Source organism: Streptomyces sp. NPDC059009 (assembly GCF_042740175.1).
Lineage (GTDB): Bacteria > Actinomycetota > Actinomycetes > Streptomycetales > Streptomycetaceae > Streptomyces.
Genome location: NZ_JBHYJB010000004.1, coordinates 71238 through 94813 on the forward strand (window position 1 = coordinate 71238; position 23576 = coordinate 94813).

At 72.9% G+C, this 23576-nt stretch carries 17 protein-coding genes; 4 read left to right on the forward strand and 13 right to left on the reverse strand.

What is annotated here, in order from left to right; translation table 11 throughout:
• Nucleotides 1–44: 44 nt before the first annotated feature.
• The 5 genes from wecB to ACFWYM_RS05540 form a co-directional block, all read right to left on the reverse strand.
• Nucleotides 45–1184: a non-hydrolyzing UDP-N-acetylglucosamine 2-epimerase gene (gene wecB, locus ACFWYM_RS05520; protein WP_384830344.1), complete on the reverse strand. Its 1140-nt coding sequence runs from the start codon at nt 1182–1184 to the stop codon at nt 45–47.
• 229 nt (nt 1185–1413) lie between these two features.
• On the reverse strand, nt 1414–2106 hold the full coding sequence (locus ACFWYM_RS05525) for a response regulator transcription factor (protein ID WP_384830347.1): 693 nt from the start codon (nt 2104–2106) through the stop codon (nt 1414–1416).
• A complete protein-coding gene (locus ACFWYM_RS05530) occupies nt 2103–3296 on the reverse strand; it encodes an ATP-binding protein (protein ID WP_384830350.1) in 1194 nt (397 codons plus the stop codon). The genes ACFWYM_RS05525 and ACFWYM_RS05530 overlap by 4 nt, the downstream gene beginning before the upstream one ends.
• 94 nt (nt 3297–3390) lie before the next feature.
• Nucleotides 3391–5037 (reverse strand): ABC-F family ATP-binding cassette domain-containing protein, encoded by a 1647-nt coding sequence (locus tag ACFWYM_RS05535; RefSeq protein WP_384830353.1) that lies wholly within the window; start codon nt 5035–5037, stop codon nt 3391–3393.
• Between the two features lie 56 nt (nt 5038–5093).
• Nucleotides 5094–6116 (reverse strand): oxidoreductase, encoded by a 1023-nt coding sequence (locus ACFWYM_RS05540; RefSeq protein WP_384830356.1) that lies wholly within the window; start codon nt 6114–6116, stop codon nt 5094–5096.
• Between the two features lie 66 nt (nt 6117–6182).
• Here ACFWYM_RS05540 and ACFWYM_RS05545 point away from each other — a divergent pair, with 66 nt between their 5' ends.
• Nucleotides 6183–7136: an NAD(P)/FAD-dependent oxidoreductase gene (locus ACFWYM_RS05545; RefSeq protein ID WP_384830359.1), complete on the forward strand. Its 954-nt coding sequence runs from the start codon at nt 6183–6185 to the stop codon at nt 7134–7136.
• Nucleotides 7137–7148: 12 nt separating this feature from the next.
• Here ACFWYM_RS05545 and ACFWYM_RS05550 read toward each other — a convergent pair whose 3' ends face one another.
• The 3 genes from ACFWYM_RS05550 to ACFWYM_RS05560 all read right to left on the reverse strand — a co-directional run bounded on the left by ACFWYM_RS05550 (nt 7149) and on the right by ACFWYM_RS05560 (nt 12287).
• Nucleotides 7149–8876: a BCCT family transporter gene (locus ACFWYM_RS05550; protein WP_384830362.1), complete on the reverse strand. Its 1728-nt coding sequence runs from the start codon at nt 8874–8876 to the stop codon at nt 7149–7151.
• 94 nt (nt 8877–8970) lie between these two features.
• Nucleotides 8971–10302 carry a M14 family metallocarboxypeptidase gene (locus tag ACFWYM_RS05555; protein ID WP_384830365.1) on the reverse strand — a complete coding sequence of 444 codons (1332 nt, stop codon included), beginning with the start codon at nt 10300–10302 and terminating at the stop codon, nt 8971–8973.
• Nucleotides 10299–12287 carry a Xaa-Pro dipeptidyl-peptidase gene (locus tag ACFWYM_RS05560; RefSeq protein WP_384830367.1) on the reverse strand — a complete coding sequence of 663 codons (1989 nt, stop codon included), beginning with the start codon at nt 12285–12287 and terminating at the stop codon, nt 10299–10301. Before ACFWYM_RS05560 ends, ACFWYM_RS05555 begins: the two co-directional genes overlap by 4 nt.
• A gap of 209 nt (nt 12288–12496) precedes the next feature.
• Between ACFWYM_RS05560 and ACFWYM_RS05565 the strand changes: the two genes are divergently transcribed.
• Nucleotides 12497–14005, forward strand: coding sequence for a M1 family metallopeptidase (locus tag ACFWYM_RS05565; protein WP_384830370.1), 1509 nt, complete (start codon nt 12497–12499; stop codon nt 14003–14005).
• A 214-nt stretch (nt 14006–14219) separates the two neighbouring features.
• Nucleotides 14220–16484 (forward strand): ATP-binding protein, encoded by a 2265-nt coding sequence (locus ACFWYM_RS05570; protein WP_384830373.1) that lies wholly within the window; start codon nt 14220–14222, stop codon nt 16482–16484.
• A gap of 46 nt (nt 16485–16530) precedes the next feature.
• On the opposite strand, the gene ACFWYM_RS05575 is transcribed toward ACFWYM_RS05570, so the two are convergent.
• The 3 genes from ACFWYM_RS05575 to ACFWYM_RS05585 all read right to left on the reverse strand — a co-directional run bounded on the left by ACFWYM_RS05575 (nt 16531) and on the right by ACFWYM_RS05585 (nt 19389).
• Nucleotides 16531–17679, reverse strand: coding sequence for a PP2C family protein-serine/threonine phosphatase (locus ACFWYM_RS05575; RefSeq protein ID WP_384830375.1), 1149 nt, complete (start codon nt 17677–17679; stop codon nt 16531–16533).
• A gap of 294 nt (nt 17680–17973) precedes the next feature.
• Complete coding sequence (locus tag ACFWYM_RS05580; RefSeq protein WP_384830379.1) at nt 17974–18852, reverse strand: oxygenase MpaB family protein; 879 nt, start codon at nt 18850–18852, stop codon at nt 17974–17976.
• 153 nt (nt 18853–19005) lie between these two features.
• Complete coding sequence (locus ACFWYM_RS05585; protein WP_384830382.1) at nt 19006–19389, reverse strand: hypothetical protein; 384 nt, start codon at nt 19387–19389, stop codon at nt 19006–19008.
• A 380-nt stretch (nt 19390–19769) separates the two neighbouring features.
• Here ACFWYM_RS05585 and ACFWYM_RS05590 point away from each other — a divergent pair, with 380 nt between their 5' ends.
• Nucleotides 19770–21149 (forward strand): MFS transporter, encoded by a 1380-nt coding sequence (locus tag ACFWYM_RS05590; RefSeq protein WP_384830385.1) that lies wholly within the window; start codon nt 19770–19772, stop codon nt 21147–21149.
• 287 nt (nt 21150–21436) lie between these two features.
• Here the strand turns inward: ACFWYM_RS05590 and ACFWYM_RS05595 are convergent, their stop codons facing one another.
• Together ACFWYM_RS05595 and ACFWYM_RS05600 are read right to left on the reverse strand one after the other, a co-directional pair.
• The gene (locus ACFWYM_RS05595) at nt 21437–21916 is read right to left on the reverse strand and encodes a macro domain-containing protein (RefSeq protein WP_384830387.1); all 480 of its coding nucleotides are present in this window, start codon (nt 21914–21916) and stop codon (nt 21437–21439) included.
• Between the two features lie 67 nt (nt 21917–21983).
• The gene (locus tag ACFWYM_RS05600; protein WP_384830390.1) at nt 21984–23444 is read right to left on the reverse strand and encodes an amino acid permease; all 1461 of its coding nucleotides are present in this window, start codon (nt 23442–23444) and stop codon (nt 21984–21986) included.
• Between the last annotated feature and the right edge of the window lie 132 nt (nt 23445–23576).

A 23576-nucleotide genomic window follows, 5' to 3' on the forward strand; every position in this document is an offset into this window, starting at 1 on the left:
CGGGAAGGCGCTCGGGCCGCACGGCGCAAACCGGGCGAGAGCCGTCAGGCCGCCTCTGCGTGAGCCGGCTCCGCCGCCCGCTCGGCGACCATGTGCGTGAGCAGCGCCGCGATGCGCGCCGAGGCGAGGCCGTCACCGAAGGGGCTGGGCAGGGACTCCAGGCGGGCGCGCTCGGCGGGGCCCTGGCGCAGGCGGTGGCGGACGGCCTCGCCGAGCTGCGGGCCCGGGGAGACGAGGGTCGCGAACTCGGCCATGGCTTCGGGGCGTTCGGTGGAGTTGCGCACGACGACCAGGGGACGGCCGAGCACCGTGACCTCTTCCTGGACGCCGCCGGAGTCCGACACGAGCAGCGCCGCGTGCCGGGCGAGGGCGAGGAAGTCGCGGTGGCCGAGGGGGCGCGTGATCGTGAGGGGGGCGAGCAGGCCCGCCATGCCGGCGTGCTCGATGCGGGCGCGGGTGCGCGGGTGCAGGGGCAGCACGACCGGCAACGTCCGGGCCAGGGCGGCGAGTTCGGTGAGGATGGCGTGCAGGGCGGCCGGGTCGTCGGTGTTCTCGGGGCGGTGCACGGTGGCCAGGACGTAGCCGTCCTCGACCAGGCCGAGCCGGTCCAGGTGCGCGAACCGCTCGGCGGGCTCCGGGAGTTGGCGGTGCACGGCCTCGACGACGGTGTTGCCGGTCAGCTCGACGCGGGAGAGCGGGACGCCCTCGGTGAGGAGGTTGGCGCGGTTCTCGGGGGTGGCCGCGCACAGGACGTCGGCGAGCCGGTCGATGAGGACGCGGTTGTGCTCCTCGGGCATGGCGCGGTCGTGGCTGCGCAGGCCCGCCTCGACGTGCACGAGCGGGATGCCGTGGGCGTTGGCCGCGAGGGCTCCGGCGAGGGCCGCGTTGGTGTCGCCCTGGACGACGACGGCGCTCGGCGGCACATCGGTGAAGAGCGAGTCGAGCTGCTCCAGGGAGCGGGCCAGCTGCACGGCGCGGGGCTCGCCGCCGACGCCGGTGAGGTAGGTGGGCTCGGGCAGGCCCATCTCGGCGATGAAGCGGCCGGAGAGGTCGTCGTCGTAGTGCTGTCCGGTGTGCACGACGTGGGCGGCGGGGCCGAGGAGGCGGATCAGCTCGGTGAGCTTGATGAGCTCGGGGCGGGTGCCGAGGACGACGGCGATGCTGCGGGGAGGCAGGACGGACACTCACTACTCCTGGGGGCCTTGGGCGGGTATGTCCAGGAGCGTGCCGGGGGTGCGTTGCCGGGTCGGAGGTCCTTCGGTTGCCCGACGGTTGCGGTCGTCCGTCCCGTACGGGATCGGGACCTTCGGCCCTGCGGGGGCGGGGCTTTCGTCCCGGGCGATCCCGGGCGGGGTGGGCCCTGTGTCAGGGGCCTTGGTCCCCTCGGCATCAGGCGCCTTGGTCCCCGCGGTATCAGGCGTCCTGGTCCCCGCGGTAGCGGTAGCCGAGGCCGCGGACCGCCTCGATCGGGTCGGAGGCGAGGCTGCCGGTGGCCTGCTGGAGCTTGCGGCGGACCCGCAGGACGGCGAACTTCACCCGCTCCTTGCCGATGCCCTGCGGGTCGTCCCACACCTGGTCCAGGAGCTGGTCGGTGGTGACGACGCGGCCCCGGTTGCGGACGAGGACCTGGAGCAGCCGGTACTCGATGTCGCTGAGCCGCACCTCTTCGCCGCGCCAGATCGCGGAGCGCCGCTCGGGCACCAGGCGCAGCGACTCGTCCAGGGCGGCGCCCGCCCAGCGGGCCGGTGCGGCGCGGCGCAGCAGGGCCTCGATGCGGGCGAGGAGCTCGTCGTTGCCGAAGGGCTTGGGGAGGTAGTCGTCGGCGCCCGCGCGCAGCCCGCGCACCCGGTCGCTCTCGGCGCCGCGCGCGGTGAGCAGGAGGACCGGCAGGTCGGTCATGTCGCGGGTGCGCTCCAGGACCTGCCAGCCGTCGAGCTCGGGCAGGCCGATGTCGAGGACGAGGAGGTCGGGGGCGTCGGCGAAGAGGCGGCGCAGTCCCTCGCGGCCGTCCGCCGCGTGCGTCACCTCGTAACCGGCGCGGGTGAGGAGGACGCGCAGGGCGAGGGCCACGTCGGGGTCGTCCTCGACGAGCAGGATCCGGGTCATCGGTGCCCCTCGGCGGGCGGCTCCGCGGATGCCTCTGCGACGGGCTCTGCGACGGGCTCTGCGACTGGTTCTGCGGAGGAGGGGCCCGCGATCGGCAGGGTCAGGGTGAAGACCGTGCCGCCGCCGGACGCGTCGGCGACGGTGAGGTCCCCGCCGTGGCGGCGCACGATCTCGCGGCTGAGCATCAGGCCGAGGCCGGTGCCGGGGTAGCCGCCACGCTCGGCGTTGGGGGCCCGCACGAAGCCGGAGAAGATCTCCTCGCGGAAGGTCTCGGGGACGCCGATGCCGGTGTCCGCGACGTCGATGCGCCAATGCTGGCCGGCCACGGCGGCGTCGATCTCGACGCGGCCGCCGGGCGGGGTGTACTTGGCGGCGTTGTCGAGGAGGTTGGCGAAGGCGTGCTGCAGTCGGTGCTCGTCGCCGTACAGGGGCGGGCCCTCGGCGCAGCGCAGCACGACGAAGACATCGGCGGCGGCGGTGGTGGACTCCTGGTCGAGGACGGCGTGGGTGAGCATGCGGGGGATGTCCACCGTGCCGAATTCCAGGGGGAGTTCGGAGATCCGCATGCGGGTGGCGTTCATGAGGGTGGTCATGACCCGCTCCATGCGTTCGGCGTTGCGGCGGATCGCGGCGAGGAAGTCGCGCTGGTCGGTGGTGAGGGGTCCGGAGACCGGGTCGGCGAGGAGGTCGCAGAAGCTGAGGATGGAGGTGAGCGGCGTGCGCAGGCTGTGGGACGCGGAGGCGAGGAACTCGTTGCGCTGGCGTGCCAGCTCCTCCAGGACGGTGTTGTCGCGGCGCAGCGCGTGTTCGCGGCGCCGCTCCTCGGTGATGTCCTCGGCGGTCCACAGCGAGCCGAAGGGCGAGCCGTCCGGCCGATACAGCGGCTCGACGTCGCGCCGGATGACACGGCCGTCGGTCAGCGGGATCTCGGCGGCGCGGTGGATCAGGCGGGCGGCGATGGCGTGGGTGCTGTCGGTGATCCAGTCGGGGCGTTCGGCGAAGGTCTCGACCACGGCGTCGACGACCGGGCCGAGCGGGGCGCCGGGGGCGTGGTCGACGCGCCCTTCGAGGCCGAACATCTCGACGAAGCGACGGTTGACGTTGACCACGACGTCGTCGCCGCCCTGAATGATGGCGGCCCGGGGCAGGGCTTCCAGGACGGCTTGAAGTCGGTCGCGCGCACGCTGCATTCGCCCACGGTACGTCGGGTTTGCCCCGATATCAGCGCGCCCCGGACCGGGAGCTCAGTGCCCGGGCCGAGAGCTCAGCGCCCGGACCGGGAGCTCAGCGCTCCGTCACCTTCCCCGCCGTGACCTCCCAGCGGCGCGTCACACTCACCGCGTCCAGCATCCGCCGGTCGTGCGTGACCAGGAGCAGCGTGCCCGTGTACGCGTCCAGGGCGGACTCCAGCTGTTCGATCGCGGGCAGGTCGAGGTGGTTCGTGGGCTCGTCCAGGACGAGGAGGTTGACGCCCCGGCCCTGGAGCAGGGCGAGGGCCGCCCGGGTGCGCTCGCCGGGCGACAGGGTCACGGCGGAGCGCAGCACGTGGTCCGCCTTCAGGCCGAACTTGGCGAGCAGCGTGCGCACCTCGGCGGGCTCGGTGTCCGGCACCGCCGCGCAGAAGGCGTCGAGCAGCGTCTCCTCGCCGTGGAAGAGGGCGCGCGCCTGGTCGACCTCGCCGACGACGACGCCCGAGCCGAGCGTCGCGTGCCCGGCGTCCAGCGGGACGCGTTCCAGGAGGGCGCCGAGCAGGGTCGACTTCCCGGCGCCGTTCGCCCCGGTGATGGCGACGCGGTCGGCCCAGTCGAGCTGGAGGGTGACCGGGCCCAGGGTGAAGGCGCCGCGCCGGACCTCGGCGTCGCGCAGGGCGGCCACGACGGCGCCGGAGCGGGGCGCCGCCGCGATCTCCATGCGCAGCTCCCACTCCTTGCGGGGCTCCTCGACCACGTCGAGCCGCTCGATCATGCGCTGGGTCTGGCGGGCCTTCGCGGCCTGCTTCTCGCTGGAGTCGCTGCGGAAGTTCCGGCCGACCTTGTCGTTGTCCCCTCCGGAGCCGGCCTTGCGGCGGGCGTTCTTGACGCCCTTGTCCATCCAGGCCCGCTGCATCTGGGCGCGCCCTTCGAGAGCGGCCTTCTTGTCGGCGTACTCCTCGTAGTCGTCGCGGGCGTGCCGCCGGGCGACCTCGCGCTCCTCCAGGTAGGCCGCGTAGCCGCCGCCGTAGAGGTTGATCTGCTGCTGGGCGAGGTCGAGTTCGAGGATCTTGGTGGCGGTGCGGGTGAGGAACTCGCGGTCGTGGCTGACGACGACGGTGCCCGCGCGCAGCCCGCGCACGAAGTCCTCCAGGCGCTCCAGGCCCGCCAGGTCGAGGTCGTTGGTCGGCTCGTCCAGGAGGAAGACGTCGTAGCGGGACAGGAGCAGCGAGGCGAGCGAGGCACGGGCGGCCTGGCCGCCGGAGAGCGCCGTCATGGGCTGGTCCAGGCCGACGCCGAGGCCCAGCGAACCGGCCGTCTCCTCGGCCCGCTCGTCCAGGTCGGCGCCGCCGAGGCCGAGCCAGCGCTCCAGGCTCTCGGCGTACGCGTCGTCGGCGCCGGGCGCCCCGTCGACGAGGCCCTGGGTGGCCTCGTCCATGGCGTGCTGGGCCGCGGCGACGCCGGTGCGGCGCGCCAGGAACTCCCGTACGGTCTCGCCCTCCCTGCGCTCCGGCTCCTGCGGCAGATGCCCCACGGCGGCGCCGGGCGGCGACAGCCGCAGCTCGCCGCTCTCGGGCCGGTCGAGCCCGGCGAGCAGGCGCAGCAGGGTCGACTTGCCCGCTCCGTTGGCGCCCACGAGGCCGATGACGTCGCCGGGCGCGACGACGAGTTCGAGCCCGGAGAAGAGGGTGCGGGGGCCGTGGCCTGCGGCGAGGTTCTTGGCGACGAGGGTGGCGGTCACAGGGGGCGATCCTATGCGAGCCGCCGCCACCGGCCCGACCGGGCGCCCCCGAAGGCTTACGGGGCCACCAGCACGCTCCCCGTCGTCCGCGCCACCACGAACGACCGCCCCTTCACCGCCTTCGGGTCGAACACGATGCGGTGCTCCCCCGGCTCCAGGACGCCGTCGAAGATCTCGTGGACGTGGGTGCGGTAGAGGCGGTCGAGGCGGTACGCGGTGAGGGTGACCCGGCAGGTGGAGGTGATCTCGACGTGGGCGGCGCGGGGGGTCGCGGTCAGGCGGGTGAGGCGGCGCTGCTCCAACGGGCGGCGGTCCAGGGCGTATTCGATCTGGGCGACCAGGAGCGGGATGACCGGCGCGTGCCCGTCGACGTACGCGACGGAGACACCCGCCGCCTCGAAGGCGGCGCGCACCCCCGCGCGCTCGGCGTCCGGCACCGCCCGCCCGAAGGCCACCGCCCCGTATGTGCGCAGCTCCTCCGGCGGCACCCCGGCCGCGTCATGGGTGATCTCGGCGCCGATGCCGATGGTGCGCAGGGCGGCCGCGAGCTTGGCGAGGACGGCGACGCGGGCGCCGATGAGCAGGACGCGGCGGCGGGCGGTGGGCTCCTCCTCGGTCAGGAGCTGGCCGAGGGCGGAACGGTACGCCTCGCCCCGGAAGCGGAACGGCCCTATGCCGTGGTAGCCGTTGAGCTCCAGATCGGCGCGCTCGCCGGTCTGCCAGGCGAAGTCGCGCCACACGAAGTCGTCGCTGCCGTCGGCGGCCCGCTCGATGACCGCCGTGACGGCACCGCAGTCCAGGCCCTCGCACTCGGGGCAGCCGTATATGACGTACCGGCCGTCGGCGAGCGGGGCCTCGGCCTCCAGCAGGAGTCTGCGCACATGGGCGGTGAAGATGGCGGGCGGGATGTCGGAGGCGAGCGGGGAGACCGCGTCGAGGTCGGAGAGCTGGAACAGCAGCGGGCGGCCGTTGACGATGAAGTCGACGAAGTCCCGGTGCACTTGGTACTCACCGTTGGCGAGGACTCCACCGGCGCGCATCGCCGGTGCCAGGCCGAAGGTCGCGTACTCGGCAGACATGCTGTGAGTATCCCCACCTCTGACGTGATGTGAGCACGGCATTCAGGATTCGGCTACGTTCCGGGCATGGACGCGACCGAAGTGATCGTGGTGGGCAGCGGTGTCATCGGCCTGACGACGGCGGTCGTCCTCGCCGAGGCGGGGCGCCGCGTGCGCGTGTGGACGCGGGCGCCCGCCGAGCGCACGACCTCGGCCGTTGCGGGCGCGCTGTGGTGGCCGTACCGCATCGAGCCGGAGGCGCGGGCCGGAGAATGGTCACTTCAATCCCTGTCCGTGTACGCCGAGTTGGCGTCCCGGGACGCCGCGAGCGGCGTACGCATGGTCGAGGGCGTACACGCCGGCACCCGGCTGGACGGGCTCGGCCCGTGGGCGGCGCGGGTGCCCGGGCTGCGCACGGCGACGCCGGAGGAGTGCGCAGGACCGGGGCTGTGGGCGCGGCTGCCGCTGCTCGACATGCCGGTCCATCTCGGCTGGCTGCGGCGGCGGTTGGCGGCGGCGGGCGGGGTGGTCGAGGAGCGCGGGATCGCCCGCCTCGACGAGGCCCTCGCGGCGGCGCCCGTGGTCGTCAACTGTTCGGGGCTGGGCGCCCGGACCCTCGTACCGGACGAGCAAGTGCACCCGGTGCGCGGGCAGTTGGTCGTCGTGGCGAACCCGGGGCTCACGACGTGGTTCACGGCCGCCGATGCCACCTCGGACGCCACGACCTACTTCTTCCCGCACGGGGAGCGGCTGCTGCTCGGCGGGACCGCGGAGGACGGCGACTGGTCGACGGAGCCGGACCCGGCGGTGGCCGACGCGATCGTGAAGCGGTGCGCGGCGGTGCGCCCGGAGATCGCGGGGGCGCGGATCCTGGAGCACCGGGTGGGGCTGCGGCCTGCGCGGCCCGCCGTCCGGCTGGAGCGTGAACAGACGGGCGGGGACGGCGTGTTGGTGCACAACTACGGGCATGGCGGCGGCGGTGTGACCGTCGCGTGGGGATGTGCCCAGGAGGCGGCGCGGCTGGCCGGCGCCGCCTCCTGAAGGCCCGGGCGGTCAGGCCCGTGGACCGGTGGACTTCACCGTCTCCCCTTCGTCCTCCGTGTCGTCCGTGACGGGGCCGATCTGGATCTCGAACTCGCCGTCGTACTGCTCGTGTCCGGCGATCACGGCCTTCTCCACGGCGTCGGTGCCGTGCTCGCCGCGCACGATGAGCGGGTCGCTGCGCAGGTCCCGCATCAGCGCCACGCACATGCCGATCATCACGAGTGTGAAGGGCGCGGCGACGAGGATCGTGAGGTTCTGCAGGCCCTTCAGGGCGTTGTCCTCACCGTCGCCGATGAGCAGCATGATCGCGCCGACGGCGCCGGTCACGACGCCCCAGAAGACGACCACGAGCTTGCCGGGTTCGAGGGCGCCCTTCTGGGACAGAGTGCCCATCACGATGGAGGCCGCGTCGGCGCCCGAGACGAAGAAGATGCCGACGAGGATCATCACGAGCAGGCTGGTCGCCGTCGCGATCGGGTACTCGTGCAGGAGCCCGAAGAGCTGGGCCTCGGGGGTGGAGTCGTTGGCGAGACCGCCGTGCTCCTTGACCTTCATCGCCGTGCCGCCGAAGACCGCGAACCAGATGAGGCTCACCGTGCTCGGCACCAGGATGACGCCGCCCACGAACTGCCGGATGGTGCGCCCCCGGCTGATGCGGGCGATGAACATGCCGACGAAGGGCGTCCAGGAGATCCACCAGGCCCAGTAGAAGACCGTCCAGCTGCCCAGCCAGTCCGAGACGCCCTTGCCGCTGGACGCCTCGGTGCGGCCGATGAGCTGCGGCAGATCGCCCAGGTAGGCGCCGATCGACGTGGGGAACAGGTCGAGGACGATGACGGTCGGTCCCGCGATGAAGACGAAGACCACGAGCAGCAGCGCGAGCACCATGTTGATGTTGGAGAGCCACTGCACGCCCTTCTCCACACCGGAGATGGCGGAGGCCACGAACGCCACGGTGAGGACGGCGATGATGGCGACGAGCAGGCTGGTGGGGACGTCGTCGGCCCAGTTGAGCACCTCGAAGCCGCTGCCGATCTGCAGGGCACCGAGGCCGAGCGAGGCGGCGGAGCCGAAGAGCGTCGCGAAGATCGCGATGATGTCGATGACCCTGCCCCAGGCGCCGTGGGCGTGCTTCTCGCCGATGAGCGGCTCGAAGACGGCGCTGATGGTCTGGCGGCGGCCGCGCCGGAACGTGCTGTAGGCGATGGCGAGGCCCACGACCGCGTAGATCGCCCAGGGGTGGAGCGTCCAGTGGAAGAGGGTGGTGGCCATGGCCGTTTCCATCTTCGCCGCCGAGTCCGACGGGTCGGTGCCCGGCGGCGGCGAGGAGAAGTGGGCGAGCGGCTCGCTCACGCCGTAGAACATCAGGCCGATGCCCATGCCGGCGCTGAACATCATCGCGACCCAGGAGACGGTGCGGAACTCCGGCTCCTCCCCCTCCTTGCCGAGGGTGATCTTGCCGTAGCGGCTCATGGCGAGCCAGAGCGCGAAGACGACGAAGCCGGTGGCGGCCAGCATGAAGGCCCAACCGCCGTTGTGGATCAGGCCGTTGAGCATCTTGGTGGAGACGCTCTCCAGCGAGTCCGTGGCGGCGGCGCCCCAGACCACGAAGGCGAGGGTGAGCACGGCGGTCACGCCGAACACGATCCGGTCGGTCTGTGGTCGCCCCTCGCCGGAGAGGTCCGCGCCTTCGGGCGGACCTCCTCCGGTGACCGACTTCTGTGGTTCTTGCGTCACAAAGTGCACCTTTCACGGAGTTGAATCGGCGGTGAATCCATCGACTCTTTGTTCTCCGTTACCCCCTACCACATGTGACGCTCCTCTCACCCCCTCAACAGCCGGTGTCGGGGCGCCCGCTGACGAGGTGATAGGGCGCGCGCTCGTCGAGCAGCAGCGGGACGAGGGCCCGCGCGGACTGCCGCAGCGGTACGTAGGCGCCCTTTCCGCGGTGCCGCACCGTCACGCCGTGCAGGGCGAGTTCGTCCTTGACGTCGGCGTACTGGGCGGCGTCGAGCCGGTAGCCGCAGGGCGGGTCCTGGAGGATCTCGGCGGGCTCGGCGGGGTCGTTGTCGGCGCCGCCGAGGTAGACGGGCCCGCGGTCGCGGAACCCGGCGAGCCGGGCCGCCGTCGTGGCCCGCTCCAGGCGGTCGCGGCGGGCGTCGGCGTAGCCGACCAGGCCGCCCAGCGCGGCGAGTTGGGAGTCGACGCGGCGCCGGTTGTTGAGGGCCGGGTCGTTCTTCTCGGCTTCGGTCTTCGGGTCGACGCGGCTCTCGATGAGCAGCCCGGCGGCGTGCTTGATGCCGGAGACGTTGCGCAGGATGCGCTCCTGGCCGTCGCCCGCGGTCTGCTTGATCGGGTCGCCGGTGACGGGGTCGGTCCAGATGCCGTACGTGCCGGTGGTGTACCCGGAGTCGCCGGCGGCGGGGCGGACGTACCCCTGGGAGAGGGTCTGCGCCTCGCGGTGGACGGCCGCGTCGGTGTTGAGGTTGCGGGGCCAGAGGTCGAACAGGTCCTTGTCGTAGTACTGGGGCGTGGCGCCGTACTCGTGCAGGTCGTAGATGACGTCGGGCCGCCGGTCGCGGATCACGGCGGCGACGGCGCGGGCCTCGGCGGTCTTGAGGGCGATGTGGTCGCGGTTGATGTCGACGCCGTCGGAGTTCCCGCGGGTGTCGGCGGCGCGGCCGTCCGGGTTGGCGGTGGGGACGACGAGGAGGGTGGTGCGGCTGAGGAAGCGCCGCGTCTTCTTGTCCGTCGCGTACGCGAGGTCGCGCACCGTCGTCAGGCACGCCTCCCGGCCGGACGGCTCGTCGCCGTGCTGGCTGCAGATCAGCAACACCGTGTTGGCGGTGGGCCGTTCACCGATGCGGACCAGCTGGACGGGGCGGTCCTGCTTCGTGGTGCCGATGCGGGCGACGGAGACGCGGTCGCTCGCCTTGTCGACGGTGGCGAGCAGCCGCTGTTCCTCGGGTTGGCTGGTCCAGCGGGCGCCGTGGGACTCCTCGAATCCGGTACGGGGCGGGGTCGCCGCCGCCTGGGCGGGCACCGTCAGGAGGGGCGCGGCGAGGGCGACGGCGACGCAGCCCAGGGTGAGGGCGCGGGTGCGGGCGCGGGCGCGCGGGGAACGCAGGGTGCGCAGCGGTCTCTTGGCTCTCAGGGGTCTCATGCGGTGCTGCCTCCCGGGACATGGCGGAACGGACGCGGCGGGGCCACGCCGTCGAGACGGGACTCGCGGGGGGTGGTGCTCTGCGGGGTGCTCTTGGCGGTGCTCTTGGTGGTGCGGAACGCGTCGGCGCCGCCCACGAGCGGGACCTGCGCGGAGGTGCGGGACAGGTCGAGGGCGAGGGTCGGGGTGTCGGCCGGGGGTTCGATGAGGTTCTGGTCGGTGCCCGCGACGATCAGGGCGAGCCGGTGGCCCTTGGGGACGACGTGGTCACTGGCGGCCAGGTCGAGGGTGATCGTATAGGGCTTGCCGGGGGTGAGGAGGCGGCCCTTGCGGGGGTCGGCGTAGGTGCCGAGGTCGGCCCAGCCGCGGCTGAAGACGGTGTAGTCGACGGCTGCCTTCTTGGCCTCGGTGCGCTTGAAGCAGGAACTGTCGCCGCTGGTGGAGGCGCCCCAGCAGGTGCGGTCCGCGAGGGTGGTGATGCCCTCGTGGTCATCGGCGTAGTCCCGGATGGTGTCGGGACCGAGGTCGACCAGGACCGCCGAGAGGTGGGCGGTGCGGGTGGTCGGGGTGGCCGTGACGGTCACCTTCGAGGAGCCGGACAGGCGCAGGTCGCGGGCGAGGGGGCGGGTGGTGAACCCGGCCTTGTCGGGCGTCGACCTGTCGATGGCCGCGGCCCAGTCGGTCTCGCTGCGCTGCGGGTCGTCGGTGAAGCGCTCGGTGCCCTTGCCGCGCTCGGTGCCGAGCGTGCCGACGCCGGGTGCCGTGCCCTTGCCGGGGCGCAGCTCGACGCTCTCGGTGGCGCGCGGCGGCCAGACGCGGTCGGTGGACCACCGGTCGGGGGCGCGCTCGATGTCGGCCATGGGCTCGCGGTCGATGCCGTTGTCGTAGCCGAGGAGTTCGTGGTCGAACCAGCGGTGCAGGGTGTCCACCCAGGCGGTGCGGCGGAAGTCGAAGGGGTCGACGTGACCGGTCTGGGAGAGCCAGAGCTTGCGCTGGACGCCGTTCTCGGCGAGGGCGTCCCACCACTGGCCGAAGTGCTTGGTGCGGACGTTCAGGTCCTGCATGCCGTGCACGGCGAAGACGCTTGCGCGCACCTTGCCGGCGTCCGGCACGTGGTCGCGCTCGGTCCACAGCGGGGTCCAGTCGCCGCTGCGGGGCGCTCCCTCGACGAGTCTCTTCTGCACGGCGCCGCAGCGGGCGCGGGCCTCGGGGCTCTCCACGGCGTTGGACAGGCCGTCGGGGCCGCCGTCGTAGAGCGGGGCGCCCTGGGCGAAGTAGTAGTCGTACCAGGAGGAGATGGCGCCGATCGGGACGATGGTCTTCAGTCCCTCGACGCCGGTCGCGGCCACGCCGTTGGCGACGGTGCCGTCGTAGCTCTTGCCGATCATTCCGGTGCTGCCGTCGGTCCAGCCCGTCGCCGTGGCGCGCGCCGTGCCGGTGCGGCTGGTGTAGCCCTCGGCCCGCCCGTTGAGCCAGTCCACGACGGCCTTGGCGGACTGGACGTCGGAGCGGCCGCCGACGTCGACACAGCCGTCGGAGCGGTTGGTTCCGGCCAGGTCGACGCCGACGAACGCGTAGCCGCGGGGCACGAAGTAGTTGTCGTAGAACAGCGGCATCTGGACGACATGGCCGTCCGCGTCGTAGGTCTTCTTCTGGCTCTCGTTGCCGCGCCCGCAGCAGGAGTAGTACGGGCTGGCGTCCATGATCACGGGTATCTTCCGCCCCTGCTGGGCGGGTTCGCGGGGCCGGACGATGTCGACGGCGACGCGGTCGGTCCGCCCGTCGCCGTCCCCGTCGAGCCGGGTGTCGACCCAGACGGACTCGCGTATCGCCTTCTCGTACGAGTAGACGGGCTCGCTCTCGCGCGGGGGGCGCGGGGCGCCGAGTGCGGCGCCCGGGGATATGAGCGTCGCCATCAGGGCGGCGAGTGCCGCCGTCACCAGGGATCTCCAGATGAAGCGCGTGCGTCGCGCACGTATCGGCATGCGCGGAAGCTACACCGGTCAACTCCCGTGCGACAGAGGGCGAGAAGGGGCGAGAACGGACGCCGGACGGCCCTTGGGACGAATGGCCGCATGTCGGCTGAATGGCAATCGTGTGTCATCCGGGGCCATGGACATGACGCGCGCACAGGGGGCTGAATAGGCTCCCAGCAGTCCCAACAGATCTTGTGACCCTAAGACTTGGAGCTTCCGTGTACCGCAGACTCATCGCCCCGGGCGCGTTCGCGGCCGCGCTGCTGCTGGCGATCCCGGCATCGGCCGCAGACTTCACCCCTGGGGCTCCGGGCGCCGGCGACCCCTACTACCCGGCCAGCGGCAACGGCGGATACGACGTCTCGCACTACGACCTGCGCCTGAAGTACCAGCCCGCCACCGACCTCCTGGAGGGCACGGCGACGATCTCCGCCAAGGCCACCCAGAACCTGTCGCGCTTCAACCTCGACTTCGGCCTGAAGGTCAGCGAGGTCCGCGTCAACGGCAAGAAGGCCGCGTTCGCGAAGACCGGCGAGCAGGAGCTGGAGATCACTCCGGCGGCCGGGCTGCCCAAGGGCACGCCGATCACGGTCGTCGTGCGCTACGCGGGCAAGCCCTCCGAGGTGAAGATCAACGGCTACACCGCGTGGGCGCGCACCCCGGACGGCGGCGTGGCCGCGCAGGAGCCGGAGTCCGCCGCGTGGTGGTTCCCCTCCAACGACCACCCGCGCGACAAGGCCACCTACGACGTCTCGGTCGCGGTGCCCGACGGCCACCAGGCGATCTCCAACGGCGTGCTGCAGTCGCAGAGTTCGAAGCTCGGCTGGACCCGCTACAGCTACCGTTCCAACAAGCCGCAGGCCAGCTATCTGACGACGCTGGCCGTCGGCAAGTTCGACATCACGACGGACAAGACGGCCGACGGGCTGCCGGTCCTCAACGCCTACAGCAAGGACCTCGGCGACAACGACGGGGCGGCGCGCGCCAGCATCGAGCGCACCACCGAGGTCGCGGAGTGGCTGGAGACGGTCTTCGGGAAGTACCCCTTCAACGCGCTCGGCGGCTACGTCCCGAACGTGACGAGCGGCTTCGCCCTGGAGACCCAGACCCGCCCCTTCTACAGCCCGAAGCAGTTCGCGAACGGCGCCAACGTCTCCGTCGTCGTCCATGAGCTGGCCCACCAGTGGTACGGCGACAGCGTCTCCGTCGACAACTGGAAGGACATCTGGGTCAACGAGGGCTTCGCCCGCTACAGCCAGTGGCTCTGGTCGGAGAAGGAGGGCGAGGGCACGGCGCAGGAGCTCGCGGACTACGTGTACGCGCAGCACCCCGCCGACGACGCCTTCTGGACCGTCAAGCCGGGCGACCCGGGCCCGGACAACCAGTTCGACATCGCCGTCTACGACCGGGGCGCGCTCGCCATCCAGGCCCTGCGCAACGCGGTCGGCGAGGACGCGTTCTTCCAGATCCTCAAGGGCTGGCCGAAGGAGCACGCGTACGGGAACGCGAAGGTCGGTGACTTCGTGAAGTACGCGGAGAAGGTGTCGGGCAAGCCGCTGGCCGAGCTCTTCGACACCTGGCTGTACCAGCCGTCGAAGCCCGCGGCGCCCGCCGCGAAGAAGGCGGGCGTGCTGCGTGCCCCGGCGAAGGGTGCCGCGGCGAAGGCGCCCGCTCGGCCGAAGTCGTGGAAGCAGATCGCCGCGACGAACGAGGTGCACGCGCACTGAGTCCGCTCAGCCCTCGGTGTGCGGGCCCCGCGTCCGGCGTGTGTGCGCCGGGTGCGGGGCCCTTCTGAGTCAGAACCCCTTCCGACCGGATCATGGGCACCGATGCCCACTTCTGACCGATTCCTGGATGCCGCTCCCCCCGCTCCGTCGGGCTCGTCACACTGAGCGCGCGTGGGTGACCACGCGCGGAGTGACCAGTCCGCGGGGAGAAAGCATGTCTGCACCATCCGGTCTGAGCAGGGGAAACCTCCCCGCCGAGACCACCAGCTTTGTGGGGCGTGGCCCCGAACTCACCGTCGTGGGCGGGGCGTTGCGGGACGCACGGGTCGTCACCATCACCGGTCCGGGAGGTGTCGGCAAGACCCGGCTCGCGCTGCGGGCGGCGGCCGCCGCCCGTGAGCGCTGGCCCGACGGCGTCTGGCTCGCCGACCTGTCGGCGCTGCACAGCCCCGAGCTGCTCGCCCTCACCGTGTCGGAGTCCCTGCGCATCGTGGACCAGACGGTGCGGCCCATGGCGGTGGTGCTCGCCGAGTGGCTCGCGGACAAGGAGCTGCTGCTCGTCCTGGACACCTGCGAGCACCTGGTGGAGGCGTGCGCGTCGCTGGCCACCGAACTGGCCGCCGTGGCACCGAAGGTGACCGTCCTGTGCACCTCGCGCCAGCCGCTGCCGGTGCGCGGGGCACAGGTGCTGGAACTGCGCCCGCTCGCGGTGCCGGGAGACGGAGACCGGGACACGGGCCGAGACGGGGACCCGCACGGGGCCCGGGACGGAGACGGGGACACGTCGATGGACACCGACGGGCCGTGCGAGTCGCTGGAACTGTTCACGGAGCGGGCCGCGGCCGCGGTGCCGGGCCTGCGCTTCGCGGGGGCGGATGTGGCGGCCGCCGAGGAGGTGTGCCGCCGCCTCGACGGCATCCCGCTGGCCCTGGAACTGGCGGCGGCGCGACTGCGCCAGCTCTCGGTGACGCGCCTCGCGGCGGAGCTGCGCCTGCGCTTCGAGACCCTGGACGAGCCGGCTGAGGAGGACGCGGCAGGCACGGAAGGCACGATGGCGGACGTGGAAGGAGCGGCGGGCACGGCGGGCGCGGCGGGCGCGGACAGCACGGAGGCCGGGCTCGACCGGCACCGGACGCTGCGCACCGCCATCGGCTGGAGCCATGAACTCTGCACTCCCCTGGAGCGGTTGCTGTGGGCGCGGCTCGCGGTCTTCCCCGGCAGCTTCGACCCGGCCTTCGTGCGCGAGGTGTGCGCGGGCGGCCCGCTCGGCGCCGACCAGGTGGGCCCGGTGCTCGCCGGGCTCGTCGACAAGTCGGTGGTCACGCGCGTGGGCGACCGCTACCGGATGCTCGACACCATCCGGGAGTACGGGGGTCAGTGGCTGGCCGGGCTCGGGGAGGAGCCGGGGGTGCGGCGCCGCCACGCGGAGGCGTTCCTGCGGCTCGCGCGGGAGGCGGACGCCGAGTGGATCGGCCCCCGCCAGCGGCAGTGGTACGGGCGTCTGGCCGCCGAACACGCCAATCTGCGGGCCGCGTTGGACTTCCACCTGGCCCGGGGCGACGCGGCCGCGGCGGTGGGGATGGCGGGCGCGCTGTGGTGCTTCTGGTTCTGCTGCGGGGTGCAGCGGGAGGGCTGCGACTACTTGGACCGGGCCCTGGCCCTCGACCCGTCGCCCGGCTACCTGCGGGGTGAGACGGGGCCGGTGCGGGACCGGGTGCGGGCGGTGTGGGTGCGCGGGTACCTCGCCAACGTCCAGGGGGACTCGGCCTTTCCGGAGGAGGCGGCCCGGCAGTGCGCCGCGATGGCGAGGCCCGGCGACCGCACGGGTGCCGCGCTGGCCGCCGCGCAGCTGACGGCGGCCCGGCTGACCCTGTACGGGGACCAGCGGGCCACGGTGGCGGCGCTGGAGGGCTGGTCCGCGGAGCCGCCCGAGGACTACGCGTTCCCGTTCTGGGTGATGGGCCGCCTCACCCTCGGCTACGCCCTCGCCCAGCTGGGCGAGTTCGACACGGTGAGCGAGCTGATGAGCCGGGTGCGGCAGCAGTGCGGGGCGCGGGGCGACCTGTGGGCGTCGTCGATCGCGCAGTACCTGTGCGCGATCGCGGAGGCGGGCAACGGCCGCTTCGGCCAGGCCCAGGCCCACGCCGAACGGGCTCTGGCGGGCCCGCAGGTTCTCGGCGACACCCTGATGAGCGCGGTGATCCTGGACGTCCTCGCCCCCGCGACCCTGGCCCTCGGCCGGGCGGAACGGGCGGCCTGCTTCCAGGGCGTCGCGGACAGCCTGTGGCAACGCGTGGGCGGCAGCCCGCACTCCAAGTCCCCGCACTTCCAACAGGCCCGCCAGGCATGCGAGGAGGGCGCACGGCAGGCTCTCGGCGATCCCGCGTACGAGCGGGCGTTCCGGGACGGGGCGGCGCTGGGGATGAGCCGGGGGCTGGCGTATGCGCGGGGAGCCGAACTCCCGTCACCGGAAGGCTGACGCCGACAACGACCGGCCCCGGCTCCCTCTACGGGCGCGGGGCCGGCTAGCTCCCGCCCCCGGACACCTGATCACAGCCCGTCTCGGGCAGCGGGCACGGAACGTCGACGGGCGCCGTGCGCGGCTCGCAGATCAGCAGGGCCAGGTCGTCGGTGAGGGGGCCCGCCGTATGGGCCGCGACGAGGGTGTGGAGGGCGTCGAGGCAGTCGTGCAGAAGCGGTCCGCCGAGCGCCTTCTTGACCCGGGCGTCGAGCGGGAACATCACGCCCTCGGCGTCGCGCGCCTCGCTGAGCCCATCGGTGTAGAGCAGCAGCCGCTCGCCGTCCGCGAGGCGGTAGCGCTGCTGGCGCGGGACGGGGTGGAGGCCCAACGGCGGTACGGGCTCCGCCGGTTCGAGGGCTTCGAGCCGCGCCCCGAGGCGCAGCGGCGCGGGATGCCCGCAGTTGACCAGGCGCACCTCGCCGGGGGCGAACTCGGCGAGGACGACGGTGACGAAGTCCTCGGCACCGAGACGGCTGCCGATCGCGGCGTCCACGCGGCCGGCCAGGTCCGGCAGCCGTGGCGTACCGGGGGCCAGGGCCCGGAAGGCGGCGACGGTGGCCGCCGCGAGCCGGACCGCCACGGCCCCGTGACCGCGCGCGTCCCCGACGATCACACGGAGCCCGTACGGCGAGTCGACGATGTCGAAGAGATCACCGCCGAGCACGGCGTCCGGGGAGGCGGAGAGATAGCGGGTGGCGATGCGGTGGCGGCCGATGTGGAGGTCGAGGGGGGCCGGGGGGACGGGCGGAGGCGTGCTGGTGGGGTGGGCGGTGGGTGCGGGTGGGGGTGAGGGTGGGGTGTTGACTTCGGCGGTGGCTGCGGCTGCGGCTGCTTCGGTGGCGGCGACCTTGGCGGCGGCGGCTGCAGCTGTGCCGGTGGCGTCAGTGGCGTCGGTGGAGGTGGCCTCAGCGGCGGCTGCGGCTCCGCTGGTGGCGTCGGTGGCTGACAGGGCTGCGCCGGTGACGTCGGTGGCAGCGACCTTGGCGGCGGCTGCGCGGTGCCGCGCCAGGCACCCGACGACCGCGGCGGCCACCGCCGGCACGACCGCAGCCGCGACCCGGCCGAACCCCGACGCGACCACACCCGCCACAACACCCACACCGACAACAACAACGCCGGTGGCGAGCAGGGCACGCTTTCCCGCAGCAGGCACCCGACCCGCCTCCCCCACCGTTGCTCGTACGGCCTTCACCCCCTGGCCCGCGGCGAGACGCCACGGGCCGAACGGCCACTGTCCCGCACGGCCGGGTGCGACAGTCGTCGAAGCGTGAAGGTGACGGAAGCTGACCGCAGCTGTCCGGAAGCTTCACTTCCGAAGCGCGGAGCCCGGACCCGAAAGCCGGGACCGGAGAGGCGGGACCGGCGGGGCGGGCCGGGCGAGGCGGGACCGGCGGGGCGGGACCTGCGGGGCGGCCGGGAGGCGGGACCGGCGAGCCAGGAGCCGGGCTCAGCGGTGTGCGCGGTGTTCTGCCCTGGCCGCCCGCGCGAGCGGCAAGTACCGCACCCGTTCAGGCAAGACCGGCACCACCACGCGCACCACCCGGCCGAACCGGCGCAGCGCCCGCTCCTCTCGAGCCGTCCACTCCAGGCCGATCGCCTCCCGCGCGTCGGGCGGCAACAGCCCGATCGTGAGGAAACGGCGGAGACGGGCGAGCGGGGGCAGCAGGAGAGGCCACAGCGCCCGGAGGGTCCACCGCACCGGGCGGGGGCCGAAGTCCGGCGCGGGAATGGCCGGAGTCGGGCTCGTCAGCTCGCGGACCACCGCGTTCGACTGCACCTCGTGCGCGAGCATCTCGCGGTAGTACGGCCAGAACTCCTCGACCGTGCCCGGCATGTCCCGGTCCCGCAGCCCGAGGATCCGGCCGACCTGGAGCCACTCCGCGTACAACTGCCGCTCCTCGCCCGGCGTGAAGGGCCGCCGGCCGACGTAGCGCTGCGCGTGCCGGTAGACGGGGAAGCCGGTGGCGTGCACCCAGGCGTAGGCGGCGGGGTCGAGCGCCCGGAAGGGGCGGCCGCGGGTGTCGGTGCCCCGGATGGAGCGGTGCAGGACCCGGAGCCTGCGCCCCTCCTCGGCGGCGCACTCACCCCCGTACACCCAGAGGGCCAGCGAACGCAGCGAGCGTTCGCCGCGTCCCCAGGGGTCGGTGCGGAAGACCGAGTACGCGTCCACCCCGGCGCCGACCGCCGGATGCGCCACCTGAAGGGTCATCGCGGCGGGCAGGGCCAGCAGCATGCGGACGTCTCCCGCGATGCTCCAGAGGATGCCGCCGGGAGGGGGTGGGGCGGGGTTCGACGGGGCGTCGTGCGACGTGGCGTGAGAGGTCATGGCGCCGTGGGGGTCGGGAGAGGTGGCCGTGGTCCTGATTCCAGTATGCGGCGGCCCGGGCCCGCCCGGTGGCGACGCGGACGAGGACGAGGAGGATGGCGAGGGTGACGGGGACAGGGGGATGGGGATGGGGATGGGGAGGGTGGTGCAGGCTCAGGGAACGGGTGGTGGCGCCACCGCCGGGAGCGGGTCATCGACGGAGCGGGACGCCAGCTCCGAGGCCACCTCCGCCACCTGGCACCGCAGTTCGGCCTCGGCGGAGGCGCGCTCGGCCTCGACGCGGGCCTGTCCGGCGGTGATCACGGCGCCCCGCTCGCGCCGCTCCTCGACGCGGGCGGCCTCGGGCAGCGCGGTGCTCTGTTCCCGGCTCGGCCCCGTGGCCTCGTACGCCTCGTACGCCTCGGGCACCTCGGCCCCCTCCGCACGGCGCAGCACCCTGCGGAGCAGGAGGTAGCAGAGGGCGAGCAGCGGCAAGGCGTAGGCCCAGTCGTGCACCCTGGGGTTCACCGGGCCCAGGTCGGCCGGAACTAAATGCATGGGGACTCATTACCCGCTCATCGGCGCGAAGCAACGCACACATGTCACTGCCGTGCGGGGATCCGTGCGGGGATTCCGTTCCGGGCTTCCGTTCCGGGTTTCCGTTCCGGGTTTCCGTGCGGGGATGGGGAGTGTTTCCGTGCGGGGATGGGGAGTTGGGCCTCCGCCAGAAATGCGTGGACGGGCTCGGCGGCCCTCGCTAGGGTGCTGATCGTGAACAGCCCCGAGTCCGACAGACGCTAGCCACCGGCCGTCCGGTGGCTCTCGCGGTGTCGCCGCCCGCGCTCGCGGGTGTGCTGTTCCCTTTCTGCGCGTTCCGCCCCGGACCGCCGCCTCACGGGTTCTCTCACTTTCTCCCGATGTGGTTGCGGAGTTCTGCTGTGCCATTCGCTCTCTACATGCTCGGACTCGCCGTGTTCGCCCAGGGCACCTCCGAGTTCATGCTGTCCGGGCTCATCCCGGACATCGCCGCCGACCTGGACGTGTCCGTCGCGGCGGCCGGTTCGCTGACCTCGGCGTTCGCCGTGGGCATGGTCGTCGGTGCGCCCCTGATGGCGGCCCTGAGTCTGCGCTGGCCGCGCCGCCGCGCGCTGCTCGCGTTCCTCCTCACCTTCCTGTGCGTGCACGTCCTCGGCGCCCTCACCACGAGCTATCCGGTCCTCGTGGGCACGCGGGTGGTGGGGGCGCTCGCCAACGCCGGGTTCCTGGCCGTCGCCCTGGCGGCCGCCACCTCGATGGTCGCCCAGGACGCCAAGGGGCGCGCCACGTCGGTGCTGCTCGGAGGCGTCACGCTCGCCTGTGTCGCGGGGGTGCCCGCGGGTGCGCTGCTCGGCGCGGTGTGGGGGTGGCGGTCGGCGTTCTGGGCCGTGGCCGTCGTCTCGGTTCCGGCGGTCGTCGCGATCGTGCGGTCGGTGCCGGACGGGGCTGCCGCGCCCGGGTCCGGGACGGGGCCCGGATCCAGGTCCGGGTCCGGTTCCGCCACGAGGTCCGGGACGGGATCCGGGACGGGATCCGGGACGGGATCCGGGACGGGATCCGGGACGGGATCCGGGACGGGATCCGGGACGGGATCCGGGACGGGATCCGGTGGTGCCGGGCGGGGCGCGGCCGCCCCTGCCCTCCGGGCCGAGCTCGGCGTGCTGCGGCGCCCCCGGCTCCTGGTGACCCTGCTGCTGGGGGCGCTGGTCAACGGCGCGACCTTCTGCACGTTCACGTATCTGGCGACGCTGGCCACGGACGTCAGTGGGTTCGGCGACGCGTGGGTGCCGGGGGTGCTCGCGCTGTTCGGCGCGGGGTCGTTCCTCGGGGTCACGATGGCGGGGCGGCTTGCGGACACCAGGCCGGTCGCGGTCCTGACGGTGGGCGGTACGGCGCTCCTGGCCGGGTGGGTGCTGTTCGCGCTCACGGCGGGGAACCCCGTGGCCGCGGCGGTGCTCGTCCTGGTCCAGGGCACGCTGTCGTTCGCGGTCGGCACGACGCTCATCACGCGCGCGCTGTACGCGGGCTCGGACGCCCCCACCCTCGCCGGCGGCTTCGCCACGGCCGCCCTGAACGTGGGCGCCGCCCTCGGCCCCACCCTCGGCGGCCTGACCCTCGACACACCCCTCGGCCACCGCGCACCGCTGTGGGTCAGCGCGCTGCTCGTGGGACTCGCGGTCGTGGTCGGCGGGGCTGCCCGGGTGGTCGGGCGCCGTGCGGCAGCGAAGAGCGCGGCGGGCTCGGCCGGGGTCGTGGGGCAGGGGGTGACGCGGGTGTCCTGATGGGGCGGTGCGTCGGGCGGCTCGCTCGTGGGTCCCAGCAGGGGCGCGGGTCCCAGCAGGCACGCGGGTCCCAGCAGGCACGCGGGCGGGCCGCTCGCCCGTGAACGCGCGGCGAGGGGGCGAGGGGTGAGGGGTGAGCGACTCGCTCAGGACCCGCGGGTGCGGCTCGCCCGCGGGTCCGCGAGACGGCGGCCGGCTCCCTCCAGTGAGTCCGCGGTGCGCCTCCTGCGGGTCCGGTCCCGCCGAGAGGCCGAGCGTCTCCCCTCCTCCCCCGAGCCCCCAAGGGGTCACCCCCCGAAGTCGTACACCGTCACCGCGATCCCCCGCCCGACGAGACGCTCGGATATCAGCGGCTCGACCCGGGACCACTTGCCGCCCGCGAGGCCGCAGCCGATGCGCGGCATGTGCACGGACGCGCCGAGCTCGGCCGCCTTGTCCGCGAGCGCGGCGAGGGCGGTGTCGATCGCCTCGTACCGCACGGGGACGCCCTTGCTGCCGGTCTTCATGCCGCGCTGGCCGACCATGTTGGCCACCCGGATGTGGCGGCCCACCTCGACGAACTGGACCGCGCCCAGGCCGAAGTCGTTCTTCGCGCGCTCCCGGTGCCAGCGGCGGTAGGCGGCCTCCGGCTCGGGCCAGCGGCGGGAGAGGGCGAGCACGAAGCCCTTGCCCCAGCCGCCCAGGTCGTTGCAGACATGGGCGATCACCTTGACGCCCTTGCCCAACGGCGCGGTGGCGTCACCCCGGACATACGTGATCTCCGACATGACGCCACCGTAAGGGCAGGCACTGACAGCGGGACCGGCCCGCCGTCACACAGGGCTACTCCTGTGGCTACTCCTGCGTCAGGCTCTGCGCCTCGCGGTCGACCCGCTTGCGGACGCCGAACCAGCCCACGACCAGGGCCGCGCCCACGATCGGGATCAGGAACAGGGTCTTGCGGCCGATCTCCGCGTCCTTCCACATGAGGCCGAGCACGGCGAGCAGGAACGCGATCGTCACGTACTCCGTGACCCCGCTGCCGGGCAGGCGGAACTTCGGGCGGCTGATCCGGCCCGCCTTGGCGGCACGCACGAAGGCGAGGTGGCAGACCATGATCGTGATCCAGGTGCCGATGATGCCGAGCGAGGCCACGTTCAGGACGATCTCGAACGCCTTCTCCGGGACGATGCTGTTCAGGCCCACGCCGAGCACACCGATCGAGGCGGTGAGCAGGATGCCGCCGTACGGGACCTGGTTGCGGTTCATCCTCGCCGTGAACTTGGGCGCCGAGCCCGCCATCGCCATCGAGCGCAGGATGCGGCCGGTGGAGTACAGGCCGGAGTTGAGGGAGGACATGGCGGCCGTGAGGACCACGAAGTTCATGACGTCGCCCGCGGCCGGGACGCCGATCTTGGAGAGGACCGTCACGAAGGGGCTCTGGTCGGCCGAGTACATGGCGCCGGGGAGCAGCAGGGCGAGCAGGACGACCGAGCCGACGTAGAAGAGGCCGACGCGCCACATGATCGAGTTCACCGCGCGCGGGACGATCTTCTGCGGGTCCTTGGTCTCGCCGGCCGCGACGCCGACCAGCTCCAGGGACGCGTACGCGAAGACGACGCCCTGCATCACGATCACGACCGGCATCATGCCGTTCGGCAGGAAGCCGCCGTGGTCCGTGATCATGTTCAGGCCCGGCGTCTCGCCACCCACCTTGTGCTGGGTGCTCAGCAGGAAGATGCCGATGATCATGAAGGCCGTGAGCGCCGCGACCTTGATGATCGCGAACCAGAACTCCATCTCACCGAAGTACTTCACCGAGATGAGGTTCACGGAGAGGACCACCGCGAGGGCGATCAGCGCGAGCACCCACTGGGGTATGTCGGTGAAGAAGCTCCAGTAGTGGGTGTAGAGGGCGATCGCCGTGATGTCGGCGATGCAGGTCGTCGACCAGTTGAGGAAGTACATCCAGCCGGCGAAGTAGGCGCCCTTCTCGCCGAGGAACTCGCGCGCGTACGAGACGAACGAGCCGGACGACGGACGGTAGAGCACCATCTCGCCGAGGGCGCGTACGACGAAGAAGGCGAAGATGCCGCACACGAGGTACGCGAGGGCGAGTGCGGGGCCCGCCGAGTTGAGGCGGCCGCCCGCCCCGAGGAAGAGGCCCGTGCCGATCGCGCCACCGATCGCGATCATGTTGACGTGACGGGCCTTGAGGTCCTTGCTGTATCCGGCGTCGCCCGCGTCCGCGGGGGCCTGGGAGGCGTCGTTGCGGGACGCGTCCACGGCGGCCGTGTCTACGGCTTCCTTGCTCACGTGGTGGATCTACTCTCTGGTCGCCCGGAAGAGCTCCGGGGTCCGGATGTGCTCCGGTCCGCGACACCCCTGACGTGGCGCGGACCGATTGGACACCTTCCCCCAGAGATCACCCACTACGCGGTGGCGCAC

Excerpts from the sequence above, each read along its gene's own strand:
- ACFWYM_RS05525 (WP_384830347.1), bottom strand. The coding sequence starts at position 2,106 with ATGACCCGGATCCTGCTCGTCGAGGACGACCCCGACGTGGCCCTCGCC.
- ACFWYM_RS05530 (WP_384830350.1), bottom strand. The coding sequence starts at position 3,296 with ATGCAGCGTGCGCGCGACCGACTTCAAGCCGTCCTGGAAGCCCTGCCC.
- ACFWYM_RS05540 (WP_384830356.1), bottom strand. The coding sequence starts at position 6,116 with ATGTCTGCCGAGTACGCGACCTTCGGCCTGGCACCGGCGATGCGCGCC.
- ACFWYM_RS05545 (WP_384830359.1), top strand. The coding sequence starts at position 6,183 with ATGGACGCGACCGAAGTGATCGTGGTGGGCAGCGGTGTCATCGGCCTG.
- ACFWYM_RS05555 (WP_384830365.1), bottom strand. The coding sequence starts at position 10,302 with ATGAGACCCCTGAGAGCCAAGAGACCGCTGCGCACCCTGCGTTCCCCG.
- ACFWYM_RS05560 (WP_384830367.1), bottom strand. The coding sequence starts at position 12,287 with ATGCCGATACGTGCGCGACGCACGCGCTTCATCTGGAGATCCCTGGTG.
- ACFWYM_RS05570 (WP_384830373.1), top strand. The coding sequence starts at position 14,220 with ATGTCTGCACCATCCGGTCTGAGCAGGGGAAACCTCCCCGCCGAGACC.
- ACFWYM_RS05580 (WP_384830379.1), bottom strand. The coding sequence starts at position 18,852 with ATGACCTCTCACGCCACGTCGCACGACGCCCCGTCGAACCCCGCCCCA.
- ACFWYM_RS05585 (WP_384830382.1), bottom strand. The coding sequence starts at position 19,389 with ATGCATTTAGTTCCGGCCGACCTGGGCCCGGTGAACCCCAGGGTGCAC.
- ACFWYM_RS05595 (WP_384830387.1), bottom strand. The coding sequence starts at position 21,916 with ATGTCGGAGATCACGTATGTCCGGGGTGACGCCACCGCGCCGTTGGGC.